The following is a 27,000-nucleotide window of genomic DNA, read 5'->3' on the forward strand; positions in this document are numbered from 1 at the left end:
GGCACTGAGGAGGCGGGGCGTGAATAGTAATGCTTCCTATTAAGTGGGGCAATTGCTGTCCATCGCCGGTACGCCCGCCGCACTCAAACCCCTCAACTTTTTGAAATCACGCTACTCATGTATTGATGCAGATCGCGGAAATCCTGAACGCTCCACGCGTGCGGCGCTATCTTCACACCGTTGTCCTTCAACGTCTTTGGAATCAGGTTGCCATTTGGGCGAAGTATTATCGACGAGACGATCACGCCCGGATAATCATGCAGCTTCTGTTTGAACGCGGCGGTTGTAAGGTCAGGCGTGGGGGGATTGCTTTTTTTAGCCAATGGCCCGGTGGCCTTTATATCGGGTCCATGGCACACGCCGCATCGCTGTAGATAAAGCGTTTTTCCATTGCTGTTTTCCGCAACAGCCAATGATGGCTGAGCCAGTGATAAAACGGCTGATAAGCCAATGAGTAAACTTTTCATCCTTGGGGTGCTTGTCGACATACACATTCCTTTGCTCCATCCCTTACCTTTTGTTTTCAGCATATTACGATAAACCTTTGCCTTGCGCCCCGGCGCTACACCTGCGGCCCGCGGTCTAGGCGTAAAAGCCGTGCGGTGAACTTCCGCTCCCCGCCGCCAGTCAGCTGAAAGGACTCGGATAAACACAGTGGGTGGGCGATGCAGATTTCCTTGCAGCAACAAGTGGCTCTGGTCACCGGCGCCAGTTCCGGTATCGGTGCTGGCGCAGCCAAAGCCCTGGCCGACGCGGGCGCGTCAGTGGTGCTTAACTACAATTCCCAGGCGGCCCCCGCCAAGGCCCTTGCCGCACAGATCAATGCCAACGGCGGTCGGGCGCTTGCCATCGGTGGCGATGTGTCCAAGGAGGCTGATGTCGAGCGCCTGTTCGCACAGACCCTCGATGCCTTCGGCCACCTGGATATTCTGGTGGCCAACTCCGGCCTGCAAAAAGACGCCAACCTGGTCGACATGAGCCTCGAGGACTGGAACACCGTGATCGGTGTCAACCTCACCGGGCAGTTCCTCTGTGCCCGAGCGGCAGTGCGTATCTTCAATCGTCAGGGCGTTCGTGAGGGCGTGTCACGAGCGGCCGGCAAAATCATCCATATGAGTTCGGTGCATCAAGTCATTCCGTGGGCCGGGCATGTGAATTATGCAGCGTCCAAGGGCGGCGTGGAGATGCTGATGCGCACCCTCGCCCAGGAAGTCAGCGAGCAACGTATCCGCATCAACGGCGTTGCGCCGGGGGCGATTCGCACGGCGATCAACCGCGCAGCCACTGAAGGCGCTGCGGAGAAAGAGTTACTCAAATTGATTCCTTACGGTCGCGTCGGCGATGTAGAAGATGTGGCCAATGCAGTGGTGTGGCTGGCCAGTGATGCTTCTGATTATGTGGTCGGCAGTACGCTGTTCATCGATGGTGGCATGAGCCTTTATCCGGAGTTTCGCGGCAATGGTTGATCTGAAAAAAGAACCCCAAAGCGCCATCGATGCCCACGGCATCATCGGCGACATGCGCAGTGCCGCACTGGTAAACGACCGTGGCAGCATCGATTTTTTCTGCTGGCCGGAATTCGACAGCCCGTCGATCTTCTGCGCACTGCTCGACACGCCCGACGCCGGCACCTTCCAGCTTACCCCGGACCTGCCTAACGCCCGCCGCGAGCAGATCTACCTGCCTGACACCAACGTGCTGCAAACACGCTGGCTGAGTGACGAGGCGGTGGTAGAAGTCACCGACCTGCTGGCGGTCAGCGAAGAGGTCGACGAGCTGCCTTTGCTGATTCGCCGAGTACGGGTGGTCAGCGGCCAGGCCAACCTGCACCTGCGTTGCGCCGTGCGCCACGACTACGCACGTGCCAAGACCCACACCACAGCCGATGACAGCGGCGTGCTGTTCAGCGCCGAAGGTCAGCCCGGCCTTCGCCTGGTAGGCAGCCACCCGCTGACCCTCGAAGAAAATGCAGTCGTATCCCGCTTTACTCTGGCTCAGGACGAGGGCGCCGAATTTGTGCTCGGCGGCCAGGATGATCCGCGGGTGGTCAACAACTGCACGGACCTGTACCTGGAACGCACCCTCAAGTTCTGGCGCGGCTGGATCTCCCAGTCCAATTACCGAGGGCGCTGGCGCGAAATGGTCAACCGCTCAGCCTTGGCGTTGAAGCTTTTGACCTCGCGCAAGCACGGCGCAATCATCGCCGCCGCCACCTTCGGCCTGCCGGAAAGCCCCGGCGGCGAGCGCAACTGGGATTACCGCTATACCTGGATACGCGATGCGTCGTTTACCGTCTACGCGTTCATGCGCCTGGGGTTTGTCGAGGAAGCCAACGCCTATATGCGCTGGCTCAAAGGCAGAGTCAGCGACTGCTGCGGCCAGCCGACCAAAATCAATATTCTCTACGGCATCGACGGTCGCCAGGAGTTGCCGGAAACCACACTCGATCATTTGCGCGGCCACGGCGGCGCCCAACCGGTGCGCGTGGGCAACGAAGCGTTCGACCAGATCCAGCTGGATATCTACGGCGAACTGATGGACGCGGTTTACCTGGTCAACAAGTACGGCGAAGCCATTTCCCACGAAGGCTGGAAACATACGGTGGAAGTGGTCGACCAAGTGTGTGAGATCTGGAACCACAAAGACGTAGGCATCTGGGAAATGCGCGGCGAGCAACACCACTTTCTGCACTCGCGCCTGATGTGCTGGGTGGCCTTGGACCGTGCTATTCGCCTCGCCTCCAAACGCTCGCTGCCCGCCCCATTCGCGCGCTGGGACCAGACACGCCAGGCTATCTACGCCGACATCTGGAGCAACTTCTGGAACGAAGAACGCGGGCATTTCGTCCAGCATATCGGCAGTACGGCGCTGGACGGCTCGATGCTGTTGATGCCGCTGGTGCGCTTCGTTGCGGCCACCGACCCGCGCTGGCTGGCGACGCTGGAAGCGATCCAGAAAAGCCTGGTGCGCGACGGCATGGTCTACCGCTACCGCAATGACGACAGCCAGATCGATGGGCTGCAAGGCACCGAAGGCGCATTTGCCGCCTGCTCGTTCTGGTACGTCGAATGCCTGGCCCGCGCCGGGCAAGTGGAAAAGGCCCACCTGGAATTCGAACAGCTGCTGCGCTACGCCAACCCGCTGGGACTGTACGCCGAAGAATTCGACAGCCAGGCTCGGCACTTGGGCAACACACCTCAGGCGTTGAGCCACTTGGCATTGATCAGTGCGGCAACCTTCCTGGACCGCAAACTCAGTGGGGAGAAGACTGTATGGCAACCCTGACGTCCCCTGCCCCGCTGTTGTATGTGCGCACGTCCATGCTAGACGTGGCTTATGAAACCCACGGCCCCATCGCAGGCGAGCCGGTGATCCTGCTGCATGGCTTCCCTTATGACCCTCGCGGTTATGACGAAATCGCACCGGTGCTGGCCGAGCGTGGTTATCGGGTGTTGGTCCCCTATTTGCGCGGTTATGGCCCGACGCGGTTTATCAACGACCAGGTCATGCGCTCCGGCCAACAGGCGGCGTTGGCCAAGGACCTGCTGGATTTCATGGATGCGCTGTCCATTAAGCAGGCCACGCTCGCCGGGTATGACTGGGGTGGGCGCGCGGCGTGTATTGTCGCGGCGCTATGGCCCGAGCGGGTCCGCGGCTTGGTGACGGGGGACGGTTACAACATCCAGAACATCGCCAAGTCCCTTGAGCCTCGGGCACCGGAAACCGAGCATCGATTGTGGTACCAGTATTACTTCCACACCCAGCGTGGGGTCGACGGTTTGACCGCCAATCGACATGAGCTGTGTGAGTTGTTATGGCGGCTTTGGTCGCCGACCTGGCGTGAAGGGCCAAGTCTGTATGGCAAGACTGCGCCGTCATTTGATAACCCGGACTTTGTCGCGGTGGTGATTCACTCTTACCGCCATCGTTTCATGTATGCGCCGGGTGATCCCGCGCTGGAATCCATTGAGCAGGCATTGGTGCAGCAACCGGCGATAAAGGTGCCCAGCATTTCGTTATGCGGGGCCGACGACGGTGTGGGCCCGCCGTCGCTTGAGGATGACGATGTGGAGCACTTCAGCGGTTTTTATCGACGGCTGGTTTTGCCAGGCATTGGTCATAATGTTTTCCAGGAAGCGCCCCAGGTCACGCTTGAAGCATTGCTGGAACTACTGGAGCGGTGAAAAACGCTCCCGGTAAGCTTGAGGCGTCACTGACAAGGCCCGCACAAAGCTGCGGCGCAAAGTCTCCTCACAGCCAAAACCGCACTGCATGGCGATACGTTTGATGGAGGTCGTGCTGTCTGCCAATTGCCGGCGCGCGGTTTCGACACGGATCAGTTCCACGGCCCGGGCCGGGGTCTGGCCGGTCTCGGCGCGGTAATGGCGCACAAAGCTACGCTCGCTCATGCCAGCCTGGGCCGCCAGGGTGGCGATGTTCAGATCCAGCGTCAGATGGTCGGCGATCCAAGCGTGCAGGTCGGCAAAGCGGCTGTCGCTCTTTTGCAGGGATAACGTCACGCTAAATTGCGACTGACCGCCAGGGCGCTTGAGGAACACCACCAAGTGGCGCGCCACTTCCAAGGCAATGGCGCGACCCAGGTCATCCTCTACCAGGGCCAGGCACAGGTCGATCCCGGCGGTCACACCAGCAGACGTCCATACCGCGCCCTGCTGGATGAAAATCGGATTGGCCTCCACCGTGAGTGCGGGAAACTTGCGTGCCAGTTCTTCACACCGCGTCCAGTGCGTGGCCACTCGGCAACCATCGAGCAAACCGCTGGCGGCCAGCAGAAAGGCCCCGGTGCACACCGAAGCCATGCGCCGGGTGTGCCGGGATTTATCGCGCACCCATTGCACCAGTGTCGGGTCTTCAGCGGCAGCGTACACGCCCCAGCCACCGGCGATCACCAGGGTATCGCAAGGCGCGTCGATGGCGGGCAGCGGTTCAGCCAGCAGCGCCAGGCCGGCAGAAGTCCTCACCGGTTCAGGCTGAGCGGCGATCACGTTCACCGCGTAGGGCAACGGTAAACCACGTTGGCGCAACAGGTCATTAGCCGACGCAAACACTTGCATAGGCCCGGTGACATCGAGCACCTGGGCATTTTCAAAAGCGAGTACATGAATAATCTTGGGCATGATTGGCGTGATTAGTGGGCTCAATGGCGTACACGCCAAAGCCTAGGCTTCTACAGTGCGGTCGTCCATTTCTTTCGGAGCTTGCACAATGACCTTGCAGATCGGCTTTCTGTTGTTCCCCGGCATCCAGCAACTGGACCTGACCGGCCCCTATGATGTCCTCGGTTCGCTGCCAGACGTGAAGCTTCACCTTGTATGGAAAGACCTCGCGCCGATCACCTCCAGCACTGGCTTGGTGTTCACGCCGACCATTACTTACGCCGACTGCCCGAACCTGGATGTGCTCTGCGTACCCGGTGGCGCCGGTGTGGGCCCGTTGATGGAAGACCCGCAAACCCTGGATTTTCTCAAGGCCCAGGCACAGACAGTGCGCTACATGACCTCGGTGTGCACCGGCTCATTGGTATTGGGCGCGGCAGGGTTGCTGCGCGGTCGCAAGGCCACCACCCACTGGGCCTACCACCACCTGCTCGCCCCGCTCGGTGCTGTTCCCGTGCAGGAGCGCGTGGTGCGTGACGGCAACCTGTTTACCGGCGGCGGGATCACCGCCGGCATCGACTTTGCCCTGACCCTGGCCGCAGAGTTGTACAGCGAAGCGGCGGCGCAACTGGTGCAACTGCAGATCGAATATGCGCCGGCCCCACCGTTTGACTCCGGCCGCCCGGAGACTGCGCCCCGGCATGTGCTGGAGGAAGCCAACAAGCGCACGGTGGAGTCACGCAGAGTGCGTGGGGAGATTGTGGCGCGGGCGGCTGCACGGTTGGGTTGAATGTTCATCCGTGGCGAGGGAGCAAGCTCCCTCGCCACAGTACAGCGCTGCTTCTTAACTGACAGGCATCGCCGTTACTGCGCTCGCGTCTCGCCGCCTCCCTCTACTACCCGATCAACCAGCAACTGAACGCCCTCTACCATCCGGCAAATCCCCAACACCACACTGCGTTGCGAACCTTCAACCTGTACGGACCGGACACGCTGTTCAAAAGTGAGCCGCTGTCAGGGCGGAACCCTAAGTGGCCGTTACCGCAGGAATGGATATGTACTCGGTATGACTGTGTCGGCTGTCAGGCCGCCTTCGCGAGCAAGCCCGCTCCCACATTTGGATCGCGGGGTGTCAGGTAGAGAAGCATCGCCTGTCAGGCCGCCATCGCAGGCAAGCCAGCTCCCACAATTGGATTGTGAGGTGTCAGGTAAATGAGCATCGACTGGCAGGCCGTTACGGGAGCAAGCTCCCTCGCCACACAGAAACCTGCTTGGCTTCCCGCGTGTCGTCAGGCAGGACGCGACATCACCGCCAAGCGCACGGCCAACGCCATCAGCACCGCCGCCAATCCCCACTTCTGCAGCCAGGCGCTTTTGGTGCGTTTGGCGAAGAAGCGGCTGAGCACCCCGCCAAACATGCCCAGCAGCACGTGAAACACACTCGCGATCAGCGCCAGCACGGCGCTCACAGGCTCTACAAAAATTGTGCTGGATACATTACTGACGCAGCAAACCAGTGATTGCTGAATGCCACAACCAACGTCTAGAATGCGAAACATTATCAATTAAGCCTGCTGCGCCAGGATGACCATGTCGAGCGATCACCCACTGGACCATGCCGCCATCGGCCAGCTATACCAAGCCCACCATTCCTGGCTGCGCGGCTGGTTGAGCCGACGCACCGGCTGCCGTGAACACGCCGCTGACCTGGCGCAGGAAACCTTTGTGCGCCTGCTCAACGCGCGCAAGCAACAAACCCTGCAGCAGCCGCGTGCTTACTTGAGCAGCATCGCGCGCAGTTTGATGATCGACCAATACCGACGCCGCGAACTGGAACGTGCCTACCTGGAAAGCCTGGCGCACTTTCCTCAAGTCGAGGTGCCGAGCGAAGAAACCCGCCTGCTGATCCTCGACAGCCTGGCGCGCATCGACCGCTTGCTCGACCAGCTCAAGCCACGGGTGCGCGAGGCGTTTCTGTTGGCCCAACTGGACGGCCTGACCTGCGCGCAAATCGCCCTGCGCCTGGACGTGTCCAAGGCCACGGTGGAGCGTGATCTGTCCAAGGCGCTGCACGCCTGCTATCGGTTACGTTATGCCGAATGCTGATCCGCGCCTGGTGGACCAGGCCATCCAGTGGATGATCAAGCTGCGCTTCAACACCGCTGACGACGCCAGCACGGCGGCCTTTGAGCAGTGGCTGCACACCAGCGCCGCGCATCAACTGGCGTGGCAGCGCGTGGCGACCATGAATGACGACTTCACCCAACTGCCGGCGCATGTCAGTCGCCATGCCCTCGATGGCGCGCGCCAACGTATCAGTCGGCGTGAAGGCTTGAAGCTGCTGGGCTTGTTTGCCGGCGCCGCCGGGTTGGCCTGGCTGGGTCGCGACTACACGCCCCTGCCCGCCCTGATGGCGGACTACCGCACGGCCACCGGCGAGCGGCGTTGGGTGGCGTTGAACGATGGCAGCAAGGTCCAGCTCAACAGCGCCAGTGCCATCGATATCACCCTGAATGCCGAGCGGCGTCTGGTGAACCTGCGTCAGGGTGAAGTGTTGGTCAATACCGGCGCTGACAACCGTCCGTTCTGGGTGCACACCCGCGATGGTTACCTGCGCACCCTCGGCACGCGCTTTGTGGTACGTGAAGAAGCCCAAGGCACGCTGCTGGCTGTGCAGCAGGGTGCGGTCGCGGTGTATGCCGACAGCCATGACGCCAGCGCACGCCAAATGATCAAGCCGGGCGAACAGGTGCTGTTCAACCGTAGCGGCATTCGCCCTTCTCCCACCAATGGCCTGGATCCCTGGGCCTGGAGCGACGGCGTCATCAGCGCCCACAATATGCGCCTTGACGACTTCCTGGCCGAACTGGGCCGCTACCGCAACGGCTTGCTCCGTTGCAGCGAAGCCGTCGCGGGGCTGCGGGTTTCGGGCACCTATCAACTGGAAGACACCGATCAGGTACTCAAGCTGGTGGCGCAATCGTTGTCGATCAATGTGACCTACCGCAGCCCCTATTGGGTGACCGTCTCCGCTCGGGTTTGAGCGGCCGAAAATAAATGAGGTGAATTCTCATTGCCATTCGACCTGTAAGGAAAGGCCGATCAACAGGCCGGTGTTGTCCACTTCCTTCAGGAGCATCCCGCGGTCATGCAAGCGTTCCCCTCCAAGCGTTCCCCCCTCAGACACGCCCTCAATGCCACTCTTCTTGGCGCGTGCGTGGCAGCCAGCGCTTTGCCGTATACCGCAACAGCCCAGGAACCCGGCAGCGAGCGCCAGGCCCGCGCCTGGAATATTGCGCCCGGGCCTCTGGCCGGCGCCCTTGATCAGTTTGCGCGGCAGGCCGGTATCAGCCTGTCGTATGACGCAGGCAGCGTGGCCGGCAAAAGCAGCCCGGGGCTGAGCGGCACCCTGGCCCCACAACAGGCCCTGAGCCAGTTGCTCCAGGGCCAGGGTTTGCAGGCGCAAAGCCAGGGCCAGAACGCCTGGTTACTGCTACCTCAGCAGCAAGCCGGCTCGGCGCTGAGCCTGGGCGCCACCACCATCACTGGTGATCGTCTGGGCGCCACCACCGAAGGCAGCGGTTCCTACACCACCGGTGCGGTGACCATCGGCAAGGGTGAACACAGCCTGCGACGCACGCCGCAATCGGTGAGCGTGATGACCCGCAAGCTGATGGATGACCAGAACATCACCACCATCGACCAATTGCTGGAGCGCACGCCGGGGATCACCAGCTACGAGTCGCCCATGGGCGGCAAGTATTTTTACTCCCGGGGCTTCAAGATGCTCGGTCAGTACCAGTTCGATGGTGTGCCGCTGGACATCGGCAAGGACTACATACAGGCCGACAGTTTCAGCGCGAATATGGCGATTTATGACCGGGTAGAGGTGCTAAAAGGCGCCGCCGGTATGCTCAAGGGCGCCGGCACCGCCAGCGGTGCAGTGAACTTCGTGCGCAAGCGGCCCCAAGCCACCCCGACCACCAGCCTCGGGCTGTCGGCGGGCACCTGGGATAACTACCACGCCGAACTCGACACCGGCGGCCCGTTGAACGACAGCGGCACGGTGCGCGGCCGTGCGTCGGTCAGCCAGCAGAATCGTGGCTCCTACATGGACCTTGCCAAGCGCCAGGACCAGGCGTTTTACGCGGCGCTGGACATGGATGTCAGCCCTGACACCACCCTAGGCTTCGGCGCCAGCTATGAGGATGTCGACGCCACACCGTGCTGGAGCGGCCTGCCGCGCTACCGCGACGGCAAAAGCCTCGGCCTGAGCCGCTCCACCTGCCTGGGCCAGGCCTGGAACGATTGGCAAAGCCAGCGCACCACGCTGTTCGCCGATCTGACCCATCACTTCAACGACGACTGGAAGCTCAAAGTCAGCGCCGTGCATAGCCGCAACCTGCAAGACATCAAATACGCCGCCAGCGAAAGCACCGTGGACTATGGCAACCCGGCCCCTACGCTCACCAGCTACGCCGCGCTGCTGGATTACGATCACAAGGACTACGGCCTGGATGCCTACATTGATGGTCAATTTGAAGCGTTTGGCCTGCAACATGAGTTGATCCTCGGCGCCAATGGCAGTCGTGGCACCCAGGACGATGTCTACGCGATCCGCAACCTGCCCCAGCGCCAAAGCGTTTTCAACCCCAACCACCACTTCCCGGAACCTGCCGACGATACCTTCTGGCCCAACATGTACCGTGGCGGCACGGTCAAGGAAACCGCCACCCAATACGGCGCCTACGCCACCTTGCGCCTGCGCCTGGCCGAACCATTGATGCTGGTTCTCGGCAGTCGCGTCAGTTGGTATGAAAACCGCCGTGAGTCCTTGAACCTGGCTTGGGGCGAGTGGGCCGACCAGGATGCACGCACCAAGGAAACCGGCGTGGTCACGCCGTTTGCCGCGCTGATCTACGACCTCAATGACAACCTTTCGGTGTACGCCAGCTACGCCGATATCTTCCAGCCACAAAGCTCCTACGCCACGGTCAGCGGTTCGGCGCTCAAGCCGAAAATGGGTGAGAACTATGAGCTGGGTATCAAGGGCGAATGGTTTGACGGGCGCCTCAACAGCTCCCTGGCGCTGTTTCGCGCCATCGAAAAAAACGCCGCCCAAACCGATTTCGAGACCCGCTGCGGCAGCTCCTCCGACGGCTACTGCTACACCGACACGGGCAAAGTTCGCGCCCAAGGGGTCGAGGCCGAGCTGAGCGGCGAATTGCTTGAACGCCTGCAAGTGTTTGGCGGCTACACCTACACGCAAACCAAGAACCTGAAGAACATCGACAGCGCAGCCGAAGGCGCGGTGTCCAACACCTACGTACCAAGGCATATGCTGCGTTTGTGGGGCGACTACCAGTTGGACGGTGCACTGTCAAAATGGACAGTCGGCGCAGGGGTCAACGCCCAAAGCAGCAACTACCGGTTGCAAACTATCAAACTGGAACAGGCCGGGTATGCGTTGTGGAATGCGCGCATTGCGTATCAGGTGGACGACACCTGGACTGTGGCGCTCAACGGCAACAACCTGTTCGATAAAAACTACTACCAGACCGTGGGTACCTCAGGCTGGGGTAATCTTTATGGAGAGCCGCGCAACCTCACGCTGAGCCTCAAAGGCAACTTCTAAACATCAGCAGTCCTTGCACCAGAGCCGGCAAGCCGGCTCTGGTTCGACAACCCCCCTTCCCCCGCCCTGCTTCTGTCAAAAAAAGCTTTTTTCGCTGGCAGGCAAATCCCCACGTTTGTTCCTACACTCCAAAAAGCCATCATCGATTCTCGATTTTTCTGAAAGCACGGCCTCTCATGTCAATAAATCGTCATATCATGGGAGCCTCATGAGAGCCATTGAAGGCAACGGCAAAAAAAGCCAAATCATTGACACGGAACCTCAAGGAAGCCACTATTTAGCCATCACTCCGTAAATTCCTGCGTCTGAACAGGCATTACGTATTACCCAGCAACTGCAGTTGTTCGATTTGCACCACTTGTAAAGCAAACCTGCCTTATGGATGAGCAAAACGAATAGGAACGTTCTGGTGGTGTATTGAGGATCTGATCTATGCGCGGTAAATCGTCGGTCGATAGCCTGTTTTTGACTCGTCCCGGTTTCGTTGAGTTTTTTGTCGTCTTCGTAAAACTGATCCACGGCCTCACTGCTGTAGTGCCGGCAATTATCCTGTTGTTCTACCCGGAACCCGTCGCCGAGCACATGCGCAACCACTACCTTGGCCTGCTGGTATTCTTTGCGCTCTTGACCATCATTCTGTTCCAGGCCCTGGGGGTGTACTCCGAGGATCTGTTCAGCAATCGCCTGCGTTTTCGCGTGATGCTGGTGGCCTGGGTCTCGGCGTTTTGCATCCTGCTGTTCATGTACCAGATCCTGCTGCTGTTCCCACAGTTGAGCCCACGCAACCTGGCGGCCTGGTTCTCCATGAGCCTGGTGCTGTTTGGCGTGGAGCGGATATTGATGCTGCGCCTGTATCGCCATTTGATGAAGAACGGCAAATTCTTGCAGCGTACGGTGATCCTGGGTTTTACCGAGACGGCGGTGCATGTGGCTGAACACCTGTCGCGCAACAGCGATATCCGTTCCGGCCTGATCGGCTTTATCGACGACCGTACCGAGCGCATTCCCAAGGAATTGAGCCGCCTGCCCTTGCTGGGCAATACCCGCGACCTGGAAAAGCTGATCCGCTCCGAACAGGTCAACCAGGTCATGATCACCCTGCCCTGGGCCGCCGAGCAGCGTATCAACGGGCTGGTCAAACGCCTGCGGCAGATGTCGGTGAACGTCATGCTGGTGCCCGACATGGCTGCCTTGCGTTATGGGCATAACCGCATCACCGATGTGGGCGGCATCCTGATGTTCAACACCTCGCAGTTGCCGCTGCGCGGCTGGTCACCCTTTATCAAGCGTTGCGAAGACCTGCTGCTGGCCAGCCTCGGCCTGTTGTTGCTGTCACCGGTGATGCTGGCGACGGCCATCGCGATCAAACTCGATTCCAAGGGCCCGGTGCTGTTTCGCCAGAAGCGCTTTGGCTACAACGACAACCTGATCCGAGTGTTCAAGTTCCGCTCGATGTACGTCGAACAGACCGACCTCAACGCCGAGAACCAGACCACACGCCAGGACCCGCGCATCACCCGGGTAGGCAGGATCATTCGCAAGACCAGCATTGATGAGCTGCCACAACTGTTCAACGTGCTGCTGGGCAATATGTCGATGGTCGGCCCGCGCCCCCACGCCACGGCCACCAAGGCCGCCGGGGTTCCGTTCGAGCAAGCGGTCAGCGAATACAGCTCACGCCACCGGGTCAAGCCAGGCATCACCGGCTGGGCACAGATCAATGGCTACCGTGGCGAGACCGACACCCTGTTCAAAATCCAGAAGCGAGTCGAATACGACCTGGAATACATCGCCAAATGGTCGGTGTGGCTGGATCTGTACATCGTTTTCATGACGGTTCCGGCCGTCCTTTCCACCAAGGAAGTTTATTGATGAACCCTCTTAACGGATTGATCCCGTGCATCATCTCCGGTGGTTCGGGCACGCGGCTGTGGCCGGTTTCGCGGCAGAACATGCCCAAACCCTTCATGCGCATGCGCGACGACCAGAGCCTGCTGCAAAAGACCTTCCTGCGCGCCAGCCACTTGCCGGGGGTGGAGAGCATCCTGACGGTGACCAATCGTGACCTGCTGTTTCGCACCCTCGACGACTACCGCGCGGTGAACACCCAGCGATTGGCCCTGGAGCTGCTGCTGGAGCCGTTTGGCCGTAACACCGCCGCCGCCATCGCCGTGGCCGCCTTGCATGTGCAGGAGCATTTCGGCGCTGAAGCACAGTTGCTGGTGATGCCCGCCGATCACCTGATCCTTGATGAAACGGCCTTCGCCCAAGCGGTAGAAAAAGCCCGCGCACTGGCCGAAGCCGGTTACCTGGTGACCTTTGGCATTCAGCCTGACCGTGCCGAAACCGGCTTTGGCTATATAGAACAAGGCGCAGCGTTGGGGGCCGGGTTTCAGGTCCGGCGCTTTGTCGAGAAGCCCGATCTGGCCACCGCCCAAGGCTATCTGGACGGCGGCAAGCACCTGTGGAACGCCGGCATGTTCTGCTTCAAGGCGGCCAGCCTATTGGAAGAATTGGCCAGCCACGCCCCGGCAGTGCTGGACGCAGCCAAGGCCGCACTCGAGCACAGCCAGAGCCTGCAGAACAGCAGCAGTCGCCAGCGTGAGCTGAGCCCGGAAGGTTTCGGTACCGCGCCGGACATCTCCATCGACGTGGCCCTGATGGAAAAATCCGCAAAGGTCGCGGTCGTGCCCTGCAACATTGGCTGGAGCGATATCGGTTCCTGGGAAGCGCTGCGCCAACTCACCCCCAGTGATGACAATGGCAACCAGATCAATGGCGAGGCGATCCTGCACGACGTGCATAACTGCTACATCGACTCGCCCAAGCGGGTACTCGGTGCAGTGGGCGTGCGCGATCTGATCATCGTCGACACCCCGGACGCACTGTTGATCGCCGACGCGCACCGCAGCCAGGACGTGCGCTATATCGTCGCCGAACTCAAGCGCCAGAATCACCCGGCGTTCAGTCTGCATCGCACAGTCACCCGCCCGTGGGGCACCTACACGGTGCTGGAAGAAAGCACGCGCTTCAAAATCAAGCGCATTGTGGTCAAGCCAAAAGGCTCGCTGTCCCTGCAAATGCACCATCACCGCAGCGAGCATTGGGTGGTGGTCAGCGGCGCAGCGATGATCACCAATGGCGAGCGCGAAATCCTGCTCAATATGAACGAGTCCACCTATATTCCCGCCGGCCACAAACACCGCCTGACCAACCCCGGCATCATCGATCTGGTGATGATTGAGGTACAGAGCGGTGAGTACCTGGGCGAAGACGACATCGTGCGTTATGACGACATCTACGGCCGCGCGCCGGTGGAAGAGAAACCCTGATGCGCACGTCCCTGATCATCCCCACCCGCAACGCGGCCAGCCATCTGGACCGCTTACTGCCGGCGCTGCGCATGCAAACCCTGCAACCGGACGAGATGCTGGTGGTCGACAGCGCATCGAGCGATGACACCGTGGCGCGCTTTCGCGAGTTTGGCGCGCGCGTGGAGGTGATTGATGCCCGCGACTTCAACCACGGCGGCACTCGGCGCTGGGCCAGTGAACAGGTGGGCGGCGACGCTTTGATCGTCATGACTCAGGACGCAATCCCCGCCACGGCCGAGACGTTCGCCAACCTGATCGCCGAATTGCAACTGGAGCCGCTCAATGGCGTGGCTTATGGACGGCAGCTGCCGCACCCCGGTGCAGGGGTGCTGGGGGCACAGTCGCGGCACTTCAATTACCCGGCGGCCAGCCGCAGCAAAAGCCTGGCCGATGCACCGCAGCTAGGGATCAAGACCTGCTTCAGCTCCGACTCGTTTTCGGTGTACCGACGCAGCGCCCTGCAGGCGGTGGGTGGTTTCCCCCAGGATGTGATTGGCAGCGAAGACGCCTACGTCGCCGCACGCATGTTGCTGGCCGGCTACCAGGTGCGCTACGCCGCCAGTGCGCAGGTTTATCACTCCCACGATTACCGCTTGCTGGACGAGTTCAAGCGCTACTTCGATATCGGTGTGTTCTACGGCCGCGAGGCGTGGATTCGCCAGGCGTTCGGCGATGCGGGCGGCGAAGGTAAGCGTTATGTGCTGGCCGAACTGCGCGCATTGCGCGAGGCGAACGCGCTGCACCGTGCGCCAGAAGTAGTAATGCGCAGCGCCTTTAAATTGCTGGGTTATCGCCTCGGCCACCTTGAACGCCACTTGCCCAACTCGCTTAAACGGCGTCTGGGCATGTTTTCCACCTACTGGACTTGAGCCGTCATGAAGACTACCAACCGACGTTCCCGTCTTACCCTGCTCAGCCTCTTGAGTGCCTCAATCTGGCTGGCGGGCTGTTCGACCCCTGCGCGGGTGCCGCTTCCTGACAACAATACGCTCAAGGCCGGCCATCAAGCGGCGCTGACCCTGGCCGACCTGCCACCACCCCAGGTGCTGATCCAGACCGGCGACTCGCTGCGGATCGTGCGCGACGCCCAGGAACCGGCGGCGGCCGATGACATGACCGTATTCGTCGTGCGCCCCGACGGCGTGATCTCGGTACCCAATATTGGCCGGGTCAAGGCCGCCCTGCGCACGCCCGAAGACCTGGGCAAGGAAATCACCGAGAAGTACAAGCGCATCTACCGCGAACCCGCGGTGACGGTGAACATCGCCAGCGCACCGAGCAACAAGGTGTTTATCGGCGGTGCGGTGTCTAACCCGGCGTTTTTCGACCTGGCCGGCAACGTCAGCGTCGAGCAGGCACTGCTCAGTTCCGGTGGTGTATTGCCCTCGGCGGATGCCTCCAACGTGGCCTTGCTGCGCACCGGGCCAGATGGCAAGTACAGAACGTACTTCATCAGCCTGGAGAGCATGTTGACCAACCCCAATCACCCGCGGGTGGCGTTGCAGCGCGGCGATTTGATCTTCGTGCCGCAGTCGGGCATCGGCGCGACGGTGGAGGCCGTGGATATGTACTTCACCAAGCTGTTTCCGATCAACAAGGGCATTGGCATTGGCTTGAATTACGACCTGAACAAGAGCGACGTGAAAAACAGCGGCAACACCATCTACAACAACCCAACCATCAACGCAGGCCAAGGATTATGAAGCGGGCGTCGTATCACTCGAACCAAGCGTTCCCGTCTTTCGTAAACCCCATATGCAATGGAGTGATCCTGTGATCGAAATCCGCTCTCTTCGCGACCTGCTGCGGCTGTTTTTCATCTACCGCCGCGAATTCAAACTGGCAGTGATCACCACGATCGTCGTCGCGGTGCTGGGTGCCTTCCTGTTGCCGGCTCGCTACGAGTCCGACGCGCGCTTGCTGGTCAAGCCGGGGCGGGACAACACCACCTTGCCGATCGAAGCCGCCAACCGCCAGACGCTGATTGCCCCGAGCACCCAGCACGACCCGATTGTCGACGAAGAAAAAATGCTCACGGGCCGGCCCATCGTGCATATCGTTGCCGAGCGCTATATGGCGATGACCTCCGAGCCGCCGCAGGGCTTCTGGAAGGTCACCAAGTTCTACATCAAGAAGGGCCTTGGCGAAGTCATCAACGGCGTGCGCAGCGTGCTGCAGTTCGTAGGCCTTGCCGAGAAGCAAAGCCCGCTGGAGCGCCTGGCGACCTCGCTGGAGAAGAACTTCAAAGCCGGTCACGAGCCGGGTTCTTCAGTGATCGAGATTTCCTTCACCTGGGACGACCCGGCTGTGGCGCAAAAAATCGTCGAGGAATGGGTCAACGCCTACCTTGAGGAACGTGCGCGGATTCTCGGGCGCAAGAGCCTGCATACCTTCTACGAAACCGAACGCGCCAAGGTGGCGGAAAATATCCAAAGCCTGAAGGACCAACTGCAAGGCCGTTTGAAGCAGATCGATTCGATCAGTGTCGATGCGCGCCTGAAGAACCTCACCAGTCAGATCGACCGTGTCACCGACGCCAAGGTCAGCGCACAAAACCAGATCTCGGGCATTCGCAGCCTCCTGGCCAACGCCAGCCAGCAGATCAAGAGCCAGCCGGCAGACGTGGTGACGATGCGCGAAACCAGCCTCAATCCCACCCAACTGGACCTCAAGCGCCAGCTCAATGCGCTGCAAGTGGAACGCGCACGCCTGTTGCGCACCTACCTGCCGGGCACGCCGCAGGTCAATCAGATCGAACAGAACATCCGCGACATCGAAGCCCTCAGCGCTCAGGAAGCTACGCGCCTGGAACGCTCGCAAAACACTGCGCCCAACAGCTTGGTGATCAACGTTAAGCAGCAAGTGATCGACGCCCAATTGCAAGAGCGCAAACTGGCCGGGGAGATCGAGAACTACGACAAGACCCTCGCCGAACTGCGTGACCAGCGTGACAAGGCGATGACCGATGAGCCGGAACTCAACAAGCTGAGCCAACAACTGCGCGCCGCCGAAAAAAGCTACGCCTTGTACTCGGACAATCTTGAACAGGCGCGTATCGACCACGAACTGGACAACAGTCAGATCAGCAACATCGCGCTGATCGAACACGCCACCCTGAACCCGTCACGTGTGTTTCCCAAAAGCCTGCTGATTCTGTTGTTCGCCATTCCCGCCGGCGTAGCCGTGGGCTTTTTGACCATTTATGTGCTGTACCTGCTGGACCAACGCATCCACGATGGCACCCGCTTGCAGGAGATGTTCCAGGTGCCGCTGTGGAGCAGCATCCCCGACGTGCAAGACGCCACGCCGGCCGCCGTCACCGCCAGCCTCTATCGCCTGTACAGCCTGCTGCCCCTGGAGCGCATCGCCAGTGAAGGCTTTGCCCTGGGCCTGACCTCGGCGCGGCATGGCGAGGGCGTGACGTTTATCATCGAGCAGCTCAAGCGCCTGCTGGAAGAGCGTGGCCACCGCGTCTCGGTCGACGGGGCGAACGCGCCCACGGCGGGTGAAGTGCTGTTGCTGGACGCCTCGGCCTTGTCGTCCAACCCGCAGGCCTTTTTGACGCTACGCCGTGCCGACCAGATCGTGCTGGTGATCGAAGCCCGCACCAGTACCGTACCGACCATCGAGAACGCGGTGTCGCTGCTGACCACCGCGTTCGGCAAAGTCGACGGCATGATCCTCAACCGCCGCCGCTTCGAAGTACCGGCCAAGGTCCTGGCGCGGATCAACAGCTGGCGCGGTGCGGCCTGATGCGTATTGCATTGCTGGCACCTCTGCCACCGGAGCAGACCGGAATCGCCGATTACGCCGCGCATTTGCGCAACGCGTTGATCGAACTGGGCCTTGAAGTGGTGACCCCCCTCGCGGGTTGCCAGGACCTGGCTGAACAGTTGCGGCGCTTGCAAGCCTTTGACTGGCACGGTGTGGACCTGGTCCATGCCGAATTGGGAGGTGGGCGCTTCGGTGAGTTCCAGGCGCTTGACTACCTGCGTCGGGCACACCCACAACTGCCGTTGACCGCCACGGTGCATGACCCGGAGCGCTTGATCTGGCGCCGGGCCAAGCTGTTTTTCCCCTTGACCCTGCTCGAACGCCTGCCCCACCCGCTGCCCCAGGCGGCGGCGCTGCTGGCCGACCCGCTGACCTTGCACGAAGAACGACGCCTGGCCAAAGGTATGCGCCGGCTGATCACCCTCACCCGCCTGGGAGGCGACTGCCTGCGCCAACGCATGGGCCTGCGCCCGCAGCAAGTGGCGGTGATTGCTCACGGCAACCTGCCCATCGCGCCCCAGGACTTGCCGCCGCTTGCGCCGCTGCGTCTGTTGTATTTCGGCTTTATCTATCGCGGCAAGGGCATTGAAGATCTGCTCCAGGCCCTGGCCCAGTCACTGGCCGCTCACCCGCAATGCCGAGGCCAGGTACGCCTGACCCTGGCCGGCGGCACCGCCCCGGAAATGACCTTCGACCCGGCCGGCAACTACCTCGACGGCCTGCGCCAACAGATCAGCGCGCTGCACCTGGAGGATGTGGTGGACTGGCAGCTGGACCTGCCATCGGCGCAGATCGCCGCTACGATCCAGGCGCACCATGTGATGGTGCTGCCCTACCGCGAATCGAAAAAACTCGGTTTCCTGGGACAGATGCGTGGCACCAGTGGCGCGCTGTCGTGGGCCAATGCCTGCGGGCGCGGGGTGATCACCTCCAATGCGCGTGCCTTTGCTGAAGAGGTGGCCGGCGGCAATGGCATCACCTATCAGCAGGGCGATATCGATTCCTTGAGCAACGCCTTGAACCGCTTGATCCTCGACCCGCAGCAGGCCCGGCAATGGGCTGCCCGGGCAGCGGAAATCGGCCACCAACGCCAGTGGGCCACCACGGCCCAACGTTTTGCCGAATTATTTCGGGATGCTTGTGAGGAGCCGTTGCGATGAATATTTCATCTGTTCGCCCGATGTGGCGCTATCTGCCGCTGGTGCTGGCAATCGCCGTGGGTGGCGCCCTGCTGTCGAGTGAGAAAGTCGATGCGCAGCCGGTGAATCTGGCCCCGGAGCGCACTGTGGTATGGAAGGACTTCCTTGGCGTGAACGCGCACTTTCTGTGGTTCACGCCCGAGCAGTACCGCCAGCAGATCAAGCAATACAAGAAACTTGGGTTGCAATGGGTGCGGGTCGACCTGCACTGGGATCGCCTGGAGCCCACAGAAGACGGTTATCAACTCAGCACCTTCGATGAACTGGACCGCACCCTGAGCGCTGAAAAAATCCGCTCGGTGTTTTACCTGGTGGGCTCGGCGCCCTTTATCACCACCGCCCCCAAGGGCGCGCAGTTCCAGGACCAGTATCGCCCGCGGGACCCCGAAATCTACGCGCTGCGCCTGGCACTCCTGGCCAAGCGCTACCCCAATATCGATGCCTGGCAGGTGTGGAACGAGCAGAACCTGCCGAACAACTGGCGCCCCAAAGTCAACGCCAAGGAGTACGGGCAATTGTTATTGGCCAGTCACCAGGCGTTGAATATTGCCGCGCCCGGCAAACTGCAGGTCATGGGCGGCATGGCGTACTACAGCCAGATGCCGCCGCGTGGCAAAACCCTGATGTTCGAAGCGCTCGGCGCGCTGGGCGTGCAAAACCTGGGCATGGTCGCGGCCTATCACCCTTATTCGATGACCCCGGAAACCGATGAACCGGGCAAGAACGAAGTGCTGCTGCGCGGCGATCAACTCAATACCATGCTGCACGGCGCCGGGATCAAGAACGTATGGGCTACCGAGTGGGGCTGGTCCAGCTATGCCGGCCCCAAGGAGATGCAGGACCTGATCGGTATCGACGGGCAGGCCGACTACACCTTGCGCCGCCTGGCGTTGATGGCGTCCCAGGACTATCAGAAGATTTTCCTGTTCGCGCTGTCCGACCTCGACCAACGCGCCTCGCCACGCGACCAGCATTACGGCCTGCTGAACCTGGACGGCGAACCCAAGCCGGTATACACCGCCCTCGCCCGCTTCCTTGAGATCACCGGCCCCTCCCTTAAACCCGGCACCACGCCCAAGCTTGAGGATGTGCCGGACAGTTTCTACAGCGTGGCCTGGACTCGGCCTGACGGAAAACACTTGTTGATGTACTGGAGTGCCAAAGGCAGCAGCATCAGCCTGCCGGACATCAAACACGCAGAACTGCTGGACCCGCTGACCGGAGCCCGGCAGCCCCTGAACGACGACAACGGTATTCGCCCAGCGGTGAAGCCGAGTTTGCAGATACTGGTGTGGTAGCCCCGGGCATGGAGAGCTGTACATGAGAATCCTATGGATTGTGCCCTATCTGCCGTGGCCGACCACCAGCGGCGGCAAGACCCGGCAGTATCATTTGCTGCGCACCTTGAGTGAGCGCGGGCATCGCATCACGCTGCTGGCGCAATCGAAGACACCGGCCGGTGACGCGGTGCACGCAGCCCTTGAACCGTTGCTCGAACGCCTGATCGTGGTGCCGCGCCGGCCGCTGAAACACCCGATGACCCTGCTCGCGGGCGTATTCGCACCGTGGCCGCTGTTGACCACGGTCAATGGCCTGTCGGCACCGTTGCAAGCCCAATTTGCGCAACTGTTGAACGAGCGCTGGGACGTGATTCAAGTGGAACACAGCTACAGCCTGCAACCGTTTCTGCGCACCTTGCAGCAGCGCCAGCGCGAGTTTGTGCTGACCGAGCACAACCTGGAGTCAAGCCTGGGTGGCGCCACTTATGACCGTTTCCCCAAGTGGGCTGCGCCGTTCGTGCAGTACGACCAATGGCGCTGCCGGCAATGGGAACGCAAGGCGTTCGATGCCGCCGCCCATGTGATCGCGGTGACCGACGCGGACGCCCAGGCCATGCGGCCGTTGACTGCAACGCCGGTAAGCGTGGTAGTCAATGGCGTCGACAGCCGTGCCTTCGCCCAGGTCAGTGCCGATGCGCAGAGCCAGCGTTTGTTGTTTGTCGGCAATTACGAATACGCACCGAACCTGGACGCTGTGCAGTGGTTGCTTGAGGAGATATTCCCCCGGGTCTGGCTGCAGTGTCCGAACGCGCGCCTGGCAGTGGCCGGTTACGGCTTGCCCGAACACTGGCGCGACCGTTGGCCGGATGAACGTGTCGAGTGGCTGGGGTTTGTTCCTGATCTGTGCGCCCTGCAACGGCGCTGCGCCGGTTTTGTCGCCGCGTTGCGCCATGGCGGCGGCTCCAAGCTCAAGGTGTTGGAGGCAATGGCCGCCGGCTTGCCGCTGGTCAGCACGGCCCAGGGTGTTTCCGGTTTGGCGGTGCAATCCCAGGCGCATTACCTCGCGGGCGAAAGCGCCGAGGCCCTGGCCGATGCCATCGTGCGTTTGCTGGATCAGCCGCTGCTGGCCCGGCAACTGGCCGATGCGGCACGCGATTATGCGCGGCATTACCACGACTGGGCGGTGGCCGGTGACGAACTGGAGCACATCTACCGCACCTTGATCGCCTCTAAGGAGTCTCAGCCATGCGCGTAGCCCTGGACTATCGCCCCGCCACGGTTGCGCCCTCGTCGGGCATCGCCCGCCAGGTCCTGGCGCTGGAAGATGCCCTGCGCGCACGGGGCAACACCGAGGTGGTGCTGTTCACTGAGGCGCCCCTGGACCACCCGCAACGCCAGAACGCCATTTGCCCACCGTGGGCCAGCCCGCTGGATGGCCTGCAACGGCCGCAGGTACGCTTGCGGTTCGAGCGCAAATTTTTGCCCAGAGCCTTGCACGAGCAACAGATCGACCTGCACATCGCCACGGCCAATATGGGCTTGCCGCTGTGCCGCAAACCCGCCGGCACCCGTTATGTCCTGGTGCTGCATGATCTGTTTCAGCTGACTCAGCGTAACTTCCATCGCTCCAGGCTCAAGGCCCTGGCCTATCGCTTGATCGACAGCGCCTCGATTGCCTGGTCGGTGTGGCAGGCTGACCGGGTGTGGTGCCCTTCGCAGTTTTCCTGCAACGAAGCCGCCCGCGTATTCCCCTGGGCCCGGGCCAAGTTCCGGGTGTTGAGCAACCTGGTGCCCGAATTGAATGCAGCGCCAGAACCGCTGCCAGACAACGTGCCGGCGCGTTACTGGCTGGTGGTGGGCACACGGGAGCCGCGCAAGAACATGGCATTTTTCCTGCGCCAATGGCAGGCCTGCCGTGCGGCGAACCCTGAGGTGCCGGACCTTGTGCTGGTGGGCCACGCCAGCGATGTACCGTCCGCCCTTGGCGAACTGCCGGGCCTGCATTGGTGCAGCGGTTTATCCGACGGCCAACTGCAAGCCCTCTACCGTCATACCGACTGCCTATGGCAGCCGTCTTATGCCGAAGGCTTTGGCCTGCCGGTGGTGGAAGCCTTGAGTGTCGGCACGCCGGTGGCGGTGGCACGCGGTTCCGCCCTGGATGAAGTCGCGCCGCCCGGCGCCCCGCGCTTCGACCCACACGATGCCAGGCAATTGCAGAACGTCATGCAGCAACTGGCAACCGCGGGCGACAAGGCAGACGCCGAAACGCAGCGCGCCTGGGCCCGGCAATTTGCCGAACCGGCCTATCGCTCGCGCCTGGATACTTTGCTCAAGGAATTGGACCGCTAATGCTGCCAGGAAAACTCATCAGTCTGCTCCTGGGCCTGGTCTTCGGCATTTTGCTGTTGGCCCTGTCGCCGATCAAGGCCTTGCTGGTCGTGGCCGGCGCGGGTGTGGCCTTGACCCTGATCCGCTTTCCCCTGTGGGGCTTGCTGATTTTCGCGGTGTTGGCCACCAGCATTCCCTACACCACGTTGGAACTGGGGATCCGCACCACCATCAGCGAAGCCGTGTTGGGGCTGACCTGGGTCGGGGTGTTCTGGCAATCGTTTATCGGCAAGACCCGCGGCTTGATCCTGTGGCGTCCGACCGAGCGCGCGCTGATGTGGTTGATGCTGTTCAGCACTATTCCGTTTATCTGGGGCATGGTCATCATCCATGCCGAAGGCAACGGGCCGGTGAACTGGGTACGCTGGCTGATGAACCTGTCGTTGCTGTTTATCGTGCCGTTGCTGCTGCGCACCGACGCCGACCGCGACAAGGTGGTGGTCGCCCTGCTGCTGGGCAACCTGGCGATGCTGTTGCTGTCGATTTTCATGTTTTTGAAAACGCGCAACGCCATGTCGATGATCGAGGTGCTTACCGACCTCAAGTACGCCCACCCGGAAGCGGTGAAGGATATTTTTTCCGCCAACTACACGCGCATGGCCTCGCCCTGGGTGCACCCAAACCTGACGGGTGGCGTGCTGGTGCTGTTTATCCCCCTGGCGCTGTTCTACGGCTGGACCCGCAGCGGCTGGCGCCGGGCGCTGGGCCTGGCGGTGGCGGTGCTGGGTTGCGCCGGCCTGCTGCTGAGTATTTCCCGTGGCGCCATCGTGGCCCTGGCGCTGGTGCTGATCTGGCTGACCTATAAGCGCGTACCTAACAGCGGGCGCATCATCGGTATCGGCGTGGCGTTTGGGGTTGCGCTGGTGATGTTCTATCCGCCGTTGCAGGAGCGCTTGCTGACTATCTTTTCGTCCACCAACGCCAGTACCGAAATCCGCTTCGACGAGTACGCAAGATTCCCCGAGGCCATGTCGACATACCCCCTGGGGATCGGCTTCAAGATCGACCCACCCGTACCCGGCACCAACCTGTTGGGCATCTCCAACCTGTGGCTGAACTTCATCTACAAGGTCGGCATTCCGGGGATGCTGTTGTTTATCACCGTCACGGTGTTGTGGTGGCGTGAAGTGCGGCCGCTGGGCCAGGTGCGCAAGGTCACCGCCGACAACGCCCTGTGGCTGGGGTGTATCTGCGGCGTGATGGCAGCGCTGTTGACGGGGATTTTCGACCACTATTTCAGCTTCACCTTTGTACTGATCGCGCTGTTCTGGCTGTTGATGGGCATGAGCCTGCAACAGGTGCGTCTGCGCCCCTCCATTACCGCCCCTGTTGCTGCTATTGCGCCAAAGGATAACCAACCATGAAACACCGGATGATTCACTCCACCGATTTGCGCGATCGCCTCCCCACACTGGCCGCTGAACTGGGCGTGAGCCTGCCGGACCTGGAAGAGGCGCTGGACTGGTGCCTGGCCAACGACGTGGTGTTTGAAGAGGGCGAAGGCGACAACAAGCGCTTCTGGATAAACTCCATCGACCTGGAACCCGCCCTTGAGCACCCGGTGGCCCGCCTTTTGTTCCGCCGTATGAAGCAGGACCTGCCGGGCAAGCTGTTGCCGCGCTATGGCAAAAACTGGGCAACGATCAAGGATCGCTGGCGCAACGCCTGGGACATGGCCTACAACATTTTGATCAACAAGATCCCCAGCCACCATGTGCGCATTGCCTGGCTGCGCCTGGGCGGCGCGAAGATCGGCAAGGGCACAAGCTTGTGGCGTAACACCGAAGTGTTGGGCATCCACAATTTGAGAGTCGGTGACGATACGGTGATCGGTTGGCATTGCCAGGTAGACGCCCGCGCCGGGCTGGTGATCGGCAACCACGTGGCGATTGCCTCCCACGTGCTGATCATCGCCGGCAGTCATGATTTGCAGGCACCGGAGTTCTGGTCGATTTCCGGGCCGATCTACATCGACGACTACGTGTGGATCGGCAGCCGGGCGTTGATCGGCTACGGCACGCACCTGGGTCATGGTTCGGTGATCAGCGCCAATACCGTGGTGGCCAAGGCTGTGGCCCCCTACAAAATCATTGGCGGTTCCGGGGCCAAAATCATGGGCGAACGTTGCCATGATCTGAACTATAAGGTGGGTGGCAAGGGCCTGTTCACCCTGTTCCACTGATGTTCGGCAGCACGCTCTGGCTGACCGTCGCGACCCTCGCAGGGCTGGTCGCCGGTTTTGCCCGCGAATGGCTGCTGGTGGCGGCCTGGGGCGCGGGCAGCCGCAGCGACGGGTTTCTGGTGGCGGTGTTTTTGCCCGAAGCGTTGCGCATGACCCTGGCCGCCGGCTTGCTTGCGGCGGCTGCCCTGCCCCTCTATCAACAACGCGACCCACAACGCCAGCAAGCCTGGCTGGCCAGCCTTTCTCCACGCCTGCTGGGAGTAGGCCTGGCCCTGTTTGCCGTATTGGCGCTGGGCGCGCCGCTGTGGGTGCGCCTGATCGGCCCCGGCCTGGACGCCGCAGCCCATGCCGAAGCCGCCGCTAACTTGCGCTGGCTGGCGGCCTGTGCGCCGGGCCTGGTGATGCATGGGTTGTTCAGTATTCCCTTGCAGGCACGCCAGCGTTTTGTGCTGCCGGGGCTGGGCTCTTTGCTGTTCAACCTGCCGCCGGTGCTGTACCTGTTTATCCGTGGCAGCGCAAGCGACAGCGGCGAACTGGCCATGAGCTTTTTTGCCGGCAGTGTATTGATGTGCCTGCCGCTGCTGGCGCCGGTCTGGTCTTTCGGCTGGCGGCCGTGGCAAGTCACTGGCGACAAGCTGGCGGGCCGCGAACTGTTGGGGCGCATCGGACCATTGTTGGCCAGCAATGTCGCCAGCCAGGGTTTGGCGCTGCTAGAGCGCTTGATCGCCAGTTACCTGGGAGAAGGTGCCGTCACGTGGGTCAACCTTGCACGCAAACTGATCAATCTGCCCTTGATCGCCCTGATGAGCCTCAACCAGGTCCTGCTGGGCATGATGAGCGGCGAACAAGGCCAGCAGCGCCTGGCCCTGCTGCGCCGAGGCCTGGATGCTGCGACCCTGCTCAGCCTGCCGGCCGCCCTCGGCCTGATCGGCGCCAGCCCGGTGCTGATTCATCTGCTGATGCCCGCCCAAAGCGCCGACAGCCCACTGCCCGCCCTGCTGGCCTGGTTCGCGACGCCATTGGTGTTCGGCGCCTGGAACGCTATGCTCGCCCGCTACGCCTATGCCAGCGGCGACACGCGCCTGCCCTTGCGCTGCGAATTGCTGGGCAGCGGGGTCAACGCTTTGCTGTTGGTGCTGCTGCCGTACTTTCTGGGTTTGCCGGGTATCGCCCTGGCGGCGTTGGGCGGGGTTATCGTCACCAACCTGCTGCTGATGCAACGCCAGCAATTGCTTGGGCAACTGCGCTGGCCGCTGCAATGGGGGCTGAGTGCGGTATTACTGGGTTCTGCAGCCGTCATCTTGCATCCACTGCAAAACGATGGCTGGCAACTGGGCTTGAGTACCGTGACGGCGGCCCTGGTATTGGGAGGGTTGGCTGGGTGGTTCAAGCCGTGGAAACAGTGAACTGGAGCCACCACCGCAACGGCCTGCGCAGGAGCTGGTAAGCCAGCTCCTGCACGGACTCAGTCATCCAGCTGTTGAGGCGCAGCCGGCTTGGTTGCCTTACCCGCTTTGGTAGCGTTCTTGCCAGGCGCAGGCGCAGGTTCTGGCACAACCGGAGCAGCCGCTTCTTTCTCGGCCATCGGCATCTGGTCAATGGCGCTGAAAAATTCCTTCAGGTCGAGGGTATCCGGCGGTACGGTCTTCTCCAGTTTCTTCTCGCCATCCTTGCCGATCAGGATCACCTTGGTGCCGCTGCCGACGCCGAGCTTGAGGGCACGGATCAGCGCGTTGGTTTCAGGCGGCGTGAGCTTTTTGCTGTCCTTTGGGTCCTTGGCGAACTTCTCCCCTTCGGCGCCAATGCTACCGAACTTGACGGTGTAGAACACCATGCTGCGCTCTTCGAAGGACTGCTTGGTGGCAGCCTCTTCCAGTTGTTTCTTCAGCGTTGCCAGTGTCGGGTTTCCAGCATCAAGCTCCACGACCACCAGCGGGCGCGTCTTACCCAACTCCTGCTTGAGCGGATTATCATCAGCGGCCAACAACGGCCCCGTAAAAGCCATCAAGGTAGCCAGGGTCAGCGACCGGATGAGCATGCGCACCTCCTTT

General features: G+C 61.4%; 22 protein-coding genes and 1 pseudogene. 19 read left to right on the forward strand and 4 right to left on the reverse strand.

The features are described 5' to 3' along the window. Window positions 1–92 precede the first annotated feature (92 nt). Window positions 93–467 carry a cytochrome c gene (locus E3O56_RS02990; RefSeq protein ID WP_103735445.1) on the reverse strand — a complete coding sequence of 125 codons (375 nt, stop codon included), beginning with the start codon at window positions 465–467 and terminating at the stop codon, window positions 93–95. 198 nt (window positions 468–665) lie between these two features. On the opposite strand from E3O56_RS02990, the gene E3O56_RS02995 reads away from it, so the two are divergent. From E3O56_RS02995 to E3O56_RS03005, 3 genes are read left to right on the forward strand one after another with little or no spacing between them, the layout of a single operon-like run. After that, entirely contained in the window at window positions 666–1,466 is an 801-nt protein-coding gene (locus E3O56_RS02995; protein WP_248127811.1) for a glucose 1-dehydrogenase, read from the forward strand. After that, entirely contained in the window at window positions 1,459–3,285 is a 1,827-nt protein-coding gene (locus tag E3O56_RS03000) for a glycoside hydrolase family 15 protein (RefSeq protein ID WP_248127813.1), read from the forward strand. Before E3O56_RS02995 ends, E3O56_RS03000 begins: the two co-directional genes overlap by 8 nt. Next, window positions 3,273–4,184, forward strand: coding sequence for an alpha/beta hydrolase (locus E3O56_RS03005; protein WP_248127815.1), 912 nt, complete (start codon window positions 3,273–3,275; stop codon window positions 4,182–4,184). Before E3O56_RS03000 ends, E3O56_RS03005 begins: the two co-directional genes overlap by 13 nt. Here the strand turns inward: E3O56_RS03005 and E3O56_RS03010 are convergent. Next, a complete protein-coding gene (locus E3O56_RS03010) occupies window positions 4,170–5,138 on the reverse strand; it encodes a helix-turn-helix domain-containing protein (protein WP_248127817.1) in 969 nt (322 codons plus the stop codon). The genes E3O56_RS03005 and E3O56_RS03010 overlap by 15 nt on opposite strands. Window positions 5,139–5,226: 88 nt before the next feature. Between E3O56_RS03010 and E3O56_RS03015 the strand changes: the two genes are divergently transcribed. Beyond that, window positions 5,227–5,907, forward strand: coding sequence for a DJ-1/PfpI family protein (locus E3O56_RS03015; protein WP_216091010.1), 681 nt, complete (start codon window positions 5,227–5,229; stop codon window positions 5,905–5,907). A 499-nt stretch (window positions 5,908–6,406) separates the two neighbouring features. Here E3O56_RS03015 and E3O56_RS03020 read toward each other — a convergent pair. After that, window positions 6,407–6,577: pseudogene (locus E3O56_RS03020) on the reverse strand (LysE family translocator); the annotation flags it as partial. Between the two features lie 130 nt (window positions 6,578–6,707). Here E3O56_RS03020 and E3O56_RS03025 point away from each other — a divergent pair. The 15 genes from E3O56_RS03025 to E3O56_RS03095 all read left to right on the forward strand — a co-directional run bounded on the left by E3O56_RS03025 (window position 6,708) and on the right by E3O56_RS03095 (window position 26,355). Beyond that, window positions 6,708–7,223: a sigma-70 family RNA polymerase sigma factor gene (locus E3O56_RS03025; RefSeq protein WP_103735423.1), complete on the forward strand. Its 516-nt coding sequence runs from the start codon at window positions 6,708–6,710 to the stop codon at window positions 7,221–7,223. Then, window positions 7,210–8,160: a FecR domain-containing protein gene (locus E3O56_RS03030; RefSeq protein WP_032876880.1), complete on the forward strand. Its 951-nt coding sequence runs from the start codon at window positions 7,210–7,212 to the stop codon at window positions 8,158–8,160. Before E3O56_RS03025 ends, E3O56_RS03030 begins: the two co-directional genes overlap by 14 nt. 105 nt (window positions 8,161–8,265) lie before the next feature. Further along, a complete protein-coding gene (locus tag E3O56_RS03035; RefSeq protein ID WP_103735422.1) occupies window positions 8,266–10,752 on the forward strand; it encodes a TonB-dependent receptor in 2,487 nt (828 codons plus the stop codon). 432 nt (window positions 10,753–11,184) lie between these two features. Then, window positions 11,185–12,624 carry an undecaprenyl-phosphate glucose phosphotransferase gene (locus E3O56_RS03040; RefSeq protein WP_078820826.1) on the forward strand — a complete coding sequence of 480 codons (1,440 nt, stop codon included), beginning with the start codon at window positions 11,185–11,187 and terminating at the stop codon, window positions 12,622–12,624. Continuing rightward, complete coding sequence (locus E3O56_RS03045) at window positions 12,624–14,084, forward strand: mannose-1-phosphate guanylyltransferase/mannose-6-phosphate isomerase (protein WP_005786806.1); 1,461 nt, start codon at window positions 12,624–12,626, stop codon at window positions 14,082–14,084. Before E3O56_RS03040 ends, E3O56_RS03045 begins: the two co-directional genes overlap by 1 nt. After that, on the forward strand, window positions 14,084–14,995 hold the full coding sequence (locus E3O56_RS03050; RefSeq protein ID WP_078820824.1) for a glycosyltransferase: 912 nt from the start codon (window positions 14,084–14,086) through the stop codon (window positions 14,993–14,995). Before E3O56_RS03045 ends, E3O56_RS03050 begins: the two co-directional genes overlap by 1 nt. A 6-nt stretch (window positions 14,996–15,001) precedes the next feature. Then, window positions 15,002–15,829 (forward strand): polysaccharide biosynthesis/export family protein, encoded by an 828-nt coding sequence (locus tag E3O56_RS03055; RefSeq protein WP_032876894.1) that lies wholly within the window; start codon window positions 15,002–15,004, stop codon window positions 15,827–15,829. Between the two features lie 70 nt (window positions 15,830–15,899). Beyond that, window positions 15,900–17,879: an exopolysaccharide transport family protein gene (locus E3O56_RS03060; RefSeq protein ID WP_248127819.1), complete on the forward strand. Its 1,980-nt coding sequence runs from the start codon at window positions 15,900–15,902 to the stop codon at window positions 17,877–17,879. After that, window positions 17,879–19,060: a glycosyltransferase gene (locus E3O56_RS03065; RefSeq protein ID WP_248089560.1), complete on the forward strand. Its 1,182-nt coding sequence runs from the start codon at window positions 17,879–17,881 to the stop codon at window positions 19,058–19,060. The genes E3O56_RS03060 and E3O56_RS03065 overlap by 1 nt, the downstream gene beginning before the upstream one ends. Further along, window positions 19,057–20,397, forward strand: a complete 1,341-nt coding sequence (locus tag E3O56_RS03070; RefSeq protein ID WP_103735419.1) for a beta-xylosidase — start codon at window positions 19,057–19,059, stop codon at window positions 20,395–20,397. The genes E3O56_RS03065 and E3O56_RS03070 overlap by 4 nt, the downstream gene beginning before the upstream one ends. A gap of 22 nt (window positions 20,398–20,419) precedes the next feature. Continuing rightward, on the forward strand, window positions 20,420–21,634 hold the full coding sequence (locus E3O56_RS03075) for a glycosyltransferase family 4 protein (RefSeq protein ID WP_103735418.1): 1,215 nt from the start codon (window positions 20,420–20,422) through the stop codon (window positions 21,632–21,634). Continuing rightward, window positions 21,625–22,728, forward strand: coding sequence for a glycosyltransferase family 1 protein (locus E3O56_RS03080; protein WP_248127821.1), 1,104 nt, complete (start codon window positions 21,625–21,627; stop codon window positions 22,726–22,728). The genes E3O56_RS03075 and E3O56_RS03080 overlap by 10 nt, the downstream gene beginning before the upstream one ends. Continuing rightward, entirely contained in the window at window positions 22,728–24,131 is a 1,404-nt protein-coding gene (locus E3O56_RS03085; RefSeq protein WP_005786790.1) for an O-antigen ligase family protein, read from the forward strand. The genes E3O56_RS03080 and E3O56_RS03085 overlap by 1 nt, the downstream gene beginning before the upstream one ends. Further along, window positions 24,128–24,949 carry an acyltransferase gene (locus E3O56_RS03090; RefSeq protein WP_005786788.1) on the forward strand — a complete coding sequence of 274 codons (822 nt, stop codon included), beginning with the start codon at window positions 24,128–24,130 and terminating at the stop codon, window positions 24,947–24,949. The genes E3O56_RS03085 and E3O56_RS03090 overlap by 4 nt, the downstream gene beginning before the upstream one ends. Beyond that, on the forward strand, window positions 24,949–26,355 hold the full coding sequence (locus tag E3O56_RS03095; protein ID WP_032876909.1) for a lipid II flippase MurJ: 1,407 nt from the start codon (window positions 24,949–24,951) through the stop codon (window positions 26,353–26,355). The genes E3O56_RS03090 and E3O56_RS03095 overlap by 1 nt, the downstream gene beginning before the upstream one ends. Before the next feature lie 59 nt (window positions 26,356–26,414). Here the strand turns inward: E3O56_RS03095 and E3O56_RS03100 are convergent, their stop codons facing one another. After that, window positions 26,415–26,987, reverse strand: coding sequence for a DUF4174 domain-containing protein (locus tag E3O56_RS03100; protein ID WP_032876911.1), 573 nt, complete (start codon window positions 26,985–26,987; stop codon window positions 26,415–26,417). Between the last annotated feature and the right edge of the window lie 13 nt (window positions 26,988–27,000).

Origin of the sequence: Pseudomonas sp. W2Aug9 (assembly GCF_023127755.1) — a bacterium.
GTDB lineage: Bacteria > Pseudomonadota > Gammaproteobacteria > Pseudomonadales > Pseudomonadaceae > Aquipseudomonas > Aquipseudomonas synxantha_A.

What these genes read in the sequence shown, in the direction of transcription:
- E3O56_RS03085 (WP_005786790.1), top strand. Translation starts at nt 22,728, where the DNA reads ATGCTGCCAGGAAAACTCATCAGTCTGCTCCTGGGCCTGGTCTTCGGC.
- E3O56_RS03050 (WP_078820824.1), top strand. Translation starts at nt 14,084, where the DNA reads ATGCGCACGTCCCTGATCATCCCCACCCGCAACGCGGCCAGCCATCTG.
- E3O56_RS02990 (WP_103735445.1), bottom strand. Translation starts at nt 467, where the DNA reads ATGAAAAGTTTACTCATTGGCTTATCAGCCGTTTTATCACTGGCTCAG.
- E3O56_RS03000 (WP_248127813.1), top strand. Translation starts at nt 1,459, where the DNA reads ATGGTTGATCTGAAAAAAGAACCCCAAAGCGCCATCGATGCCCACGGC.
- E3O56_RS03070 (WP_103735419.1), top strand. Translation starts at nt 19,057, where the DNA reads ATGAATATTTCATCTGTTCGCCCGATGTGGCGCTATCTGCCGCTGGTG.
- E3O56_RS03090 (WP_005786788.1), top strand. Translation starts at nt 24,128, where the DNA reads ATGAAACACCGGATGATTCACTCCACCGATTTGCGCGATCGCCTCCCC.
- E3O56_RS03055 (WP_032876894.1), top strand. Translation starts at nt 15,002, where the DNA reads ATGAAGACTACCAACCGACGTTCCCGTCTTACCCTGCTCAGCCTCTTG.
- E3O56_RS03015 (WP_216091010.1), top strand. Translation starts at nt 5,227, where the DNA reads ATGACCTTGCAGATCGGCTTTCTGTTGTTCCCCGGCATCCAGCAACTG.
- E3O56_RS03030 (WP_032876880.1), top strand. Translation starts at nt 7,210, where the DNA reads ATGCCGAATGCTGATCCGCGCCTGGTGGACCAGGCCATCCAGTGGATG.
- E3O56_RS03080 (WP_248127821.1), top strand. Translation starts at nt 21,625, where the DNA reads ATGCGCGTAGCCCTGGACTATCGCCCCGCCACGGTTGCGCCCTCGTCG.
- E3O56_RS03010 (WP_248127817.1), bottom strand. Translation starts at nt 5,138, where the DNA reads ATGCCCAAGATTATTCATGTACTCGCTTTTGAAAATGCCCAGGTGCTC.
- E3O56_RS03095 (WP_032876909.1), top strand. Translation starts at nt 24,949, where the DNA reads ATGTTCGGCAGCACGCTCTGGCTGACCGTCGCGACCCTCGCAGGGCTG.
- E3O56_RS03045 (WP_005786806.1), top strand. Translation starts at nt 12,624, where the DNA reads ATGAACCCTCTTAACGGATTGATCCCGTGCATCATCTCCGGTGGTTCG.
- E3O56_RS03035 (WP_103735422.1), top strand. Translation starts at nt 8,266, where the DNA reads ATGCAAGCGTTCCCCTCCAAGCGTTCCCCCCTCAGACACGCCCTCAAT.
- E3O56_RS03040 (WP_078820826.1), top strand. Translation starts at nt 11,185, where the DNA reads ATGCGCGGTAAATCGTCGGTCGATAGCCTGTTTTTGACTCGTCCCGGT.
- E3O56_RS03025 (WP_103735423.1), top strand. Translation starts at nt 6,708, where the DNA reads ATGTCGAGCGATCACCCACTGGACCATGCCGCCATCGGCCAGCTATAC.
- E3O56_RS03005 (WP_248127815.1), top strand. Translation starts at nt 3,273, where the DNA reads ATGGCAACCCTGACGTCCCCTGCCCCGCTGTTGTATGTGCGCACGTCC.
- E3O56_RS03100 (WP_032876911.1), bottom strand. Translation starts at nt 26,987, where the DNA reads ATGCTCATCCGGTCGCTGACCCTGGCTACCTTGATGGCTTTTACGGGG.
- E3O56_RS03065 (WP_248089560.1), top strand. Translation starts at nt 17,879, where the DNA reads ATGCGTATTGCATTGCTGGCACCTCTGCCACCGGAGCAGACCGGAATC.
- E3O56_RS02995 (WP_248127811.1), top strand. Translation starts at nt 666, where the DNA reads ATGCAGATTTCCTTGCAGCAACAAGTGGCTCTGGTCACCGGCGCCAGT.
- E3O56_RS03075 (WP_103735418.1), top strand. Translation starts at nt 20,420, where the DNA reads ATGAGAATCCTATGGATTGTGCCCTATCTGCCGTGGCCGACCACCAGC.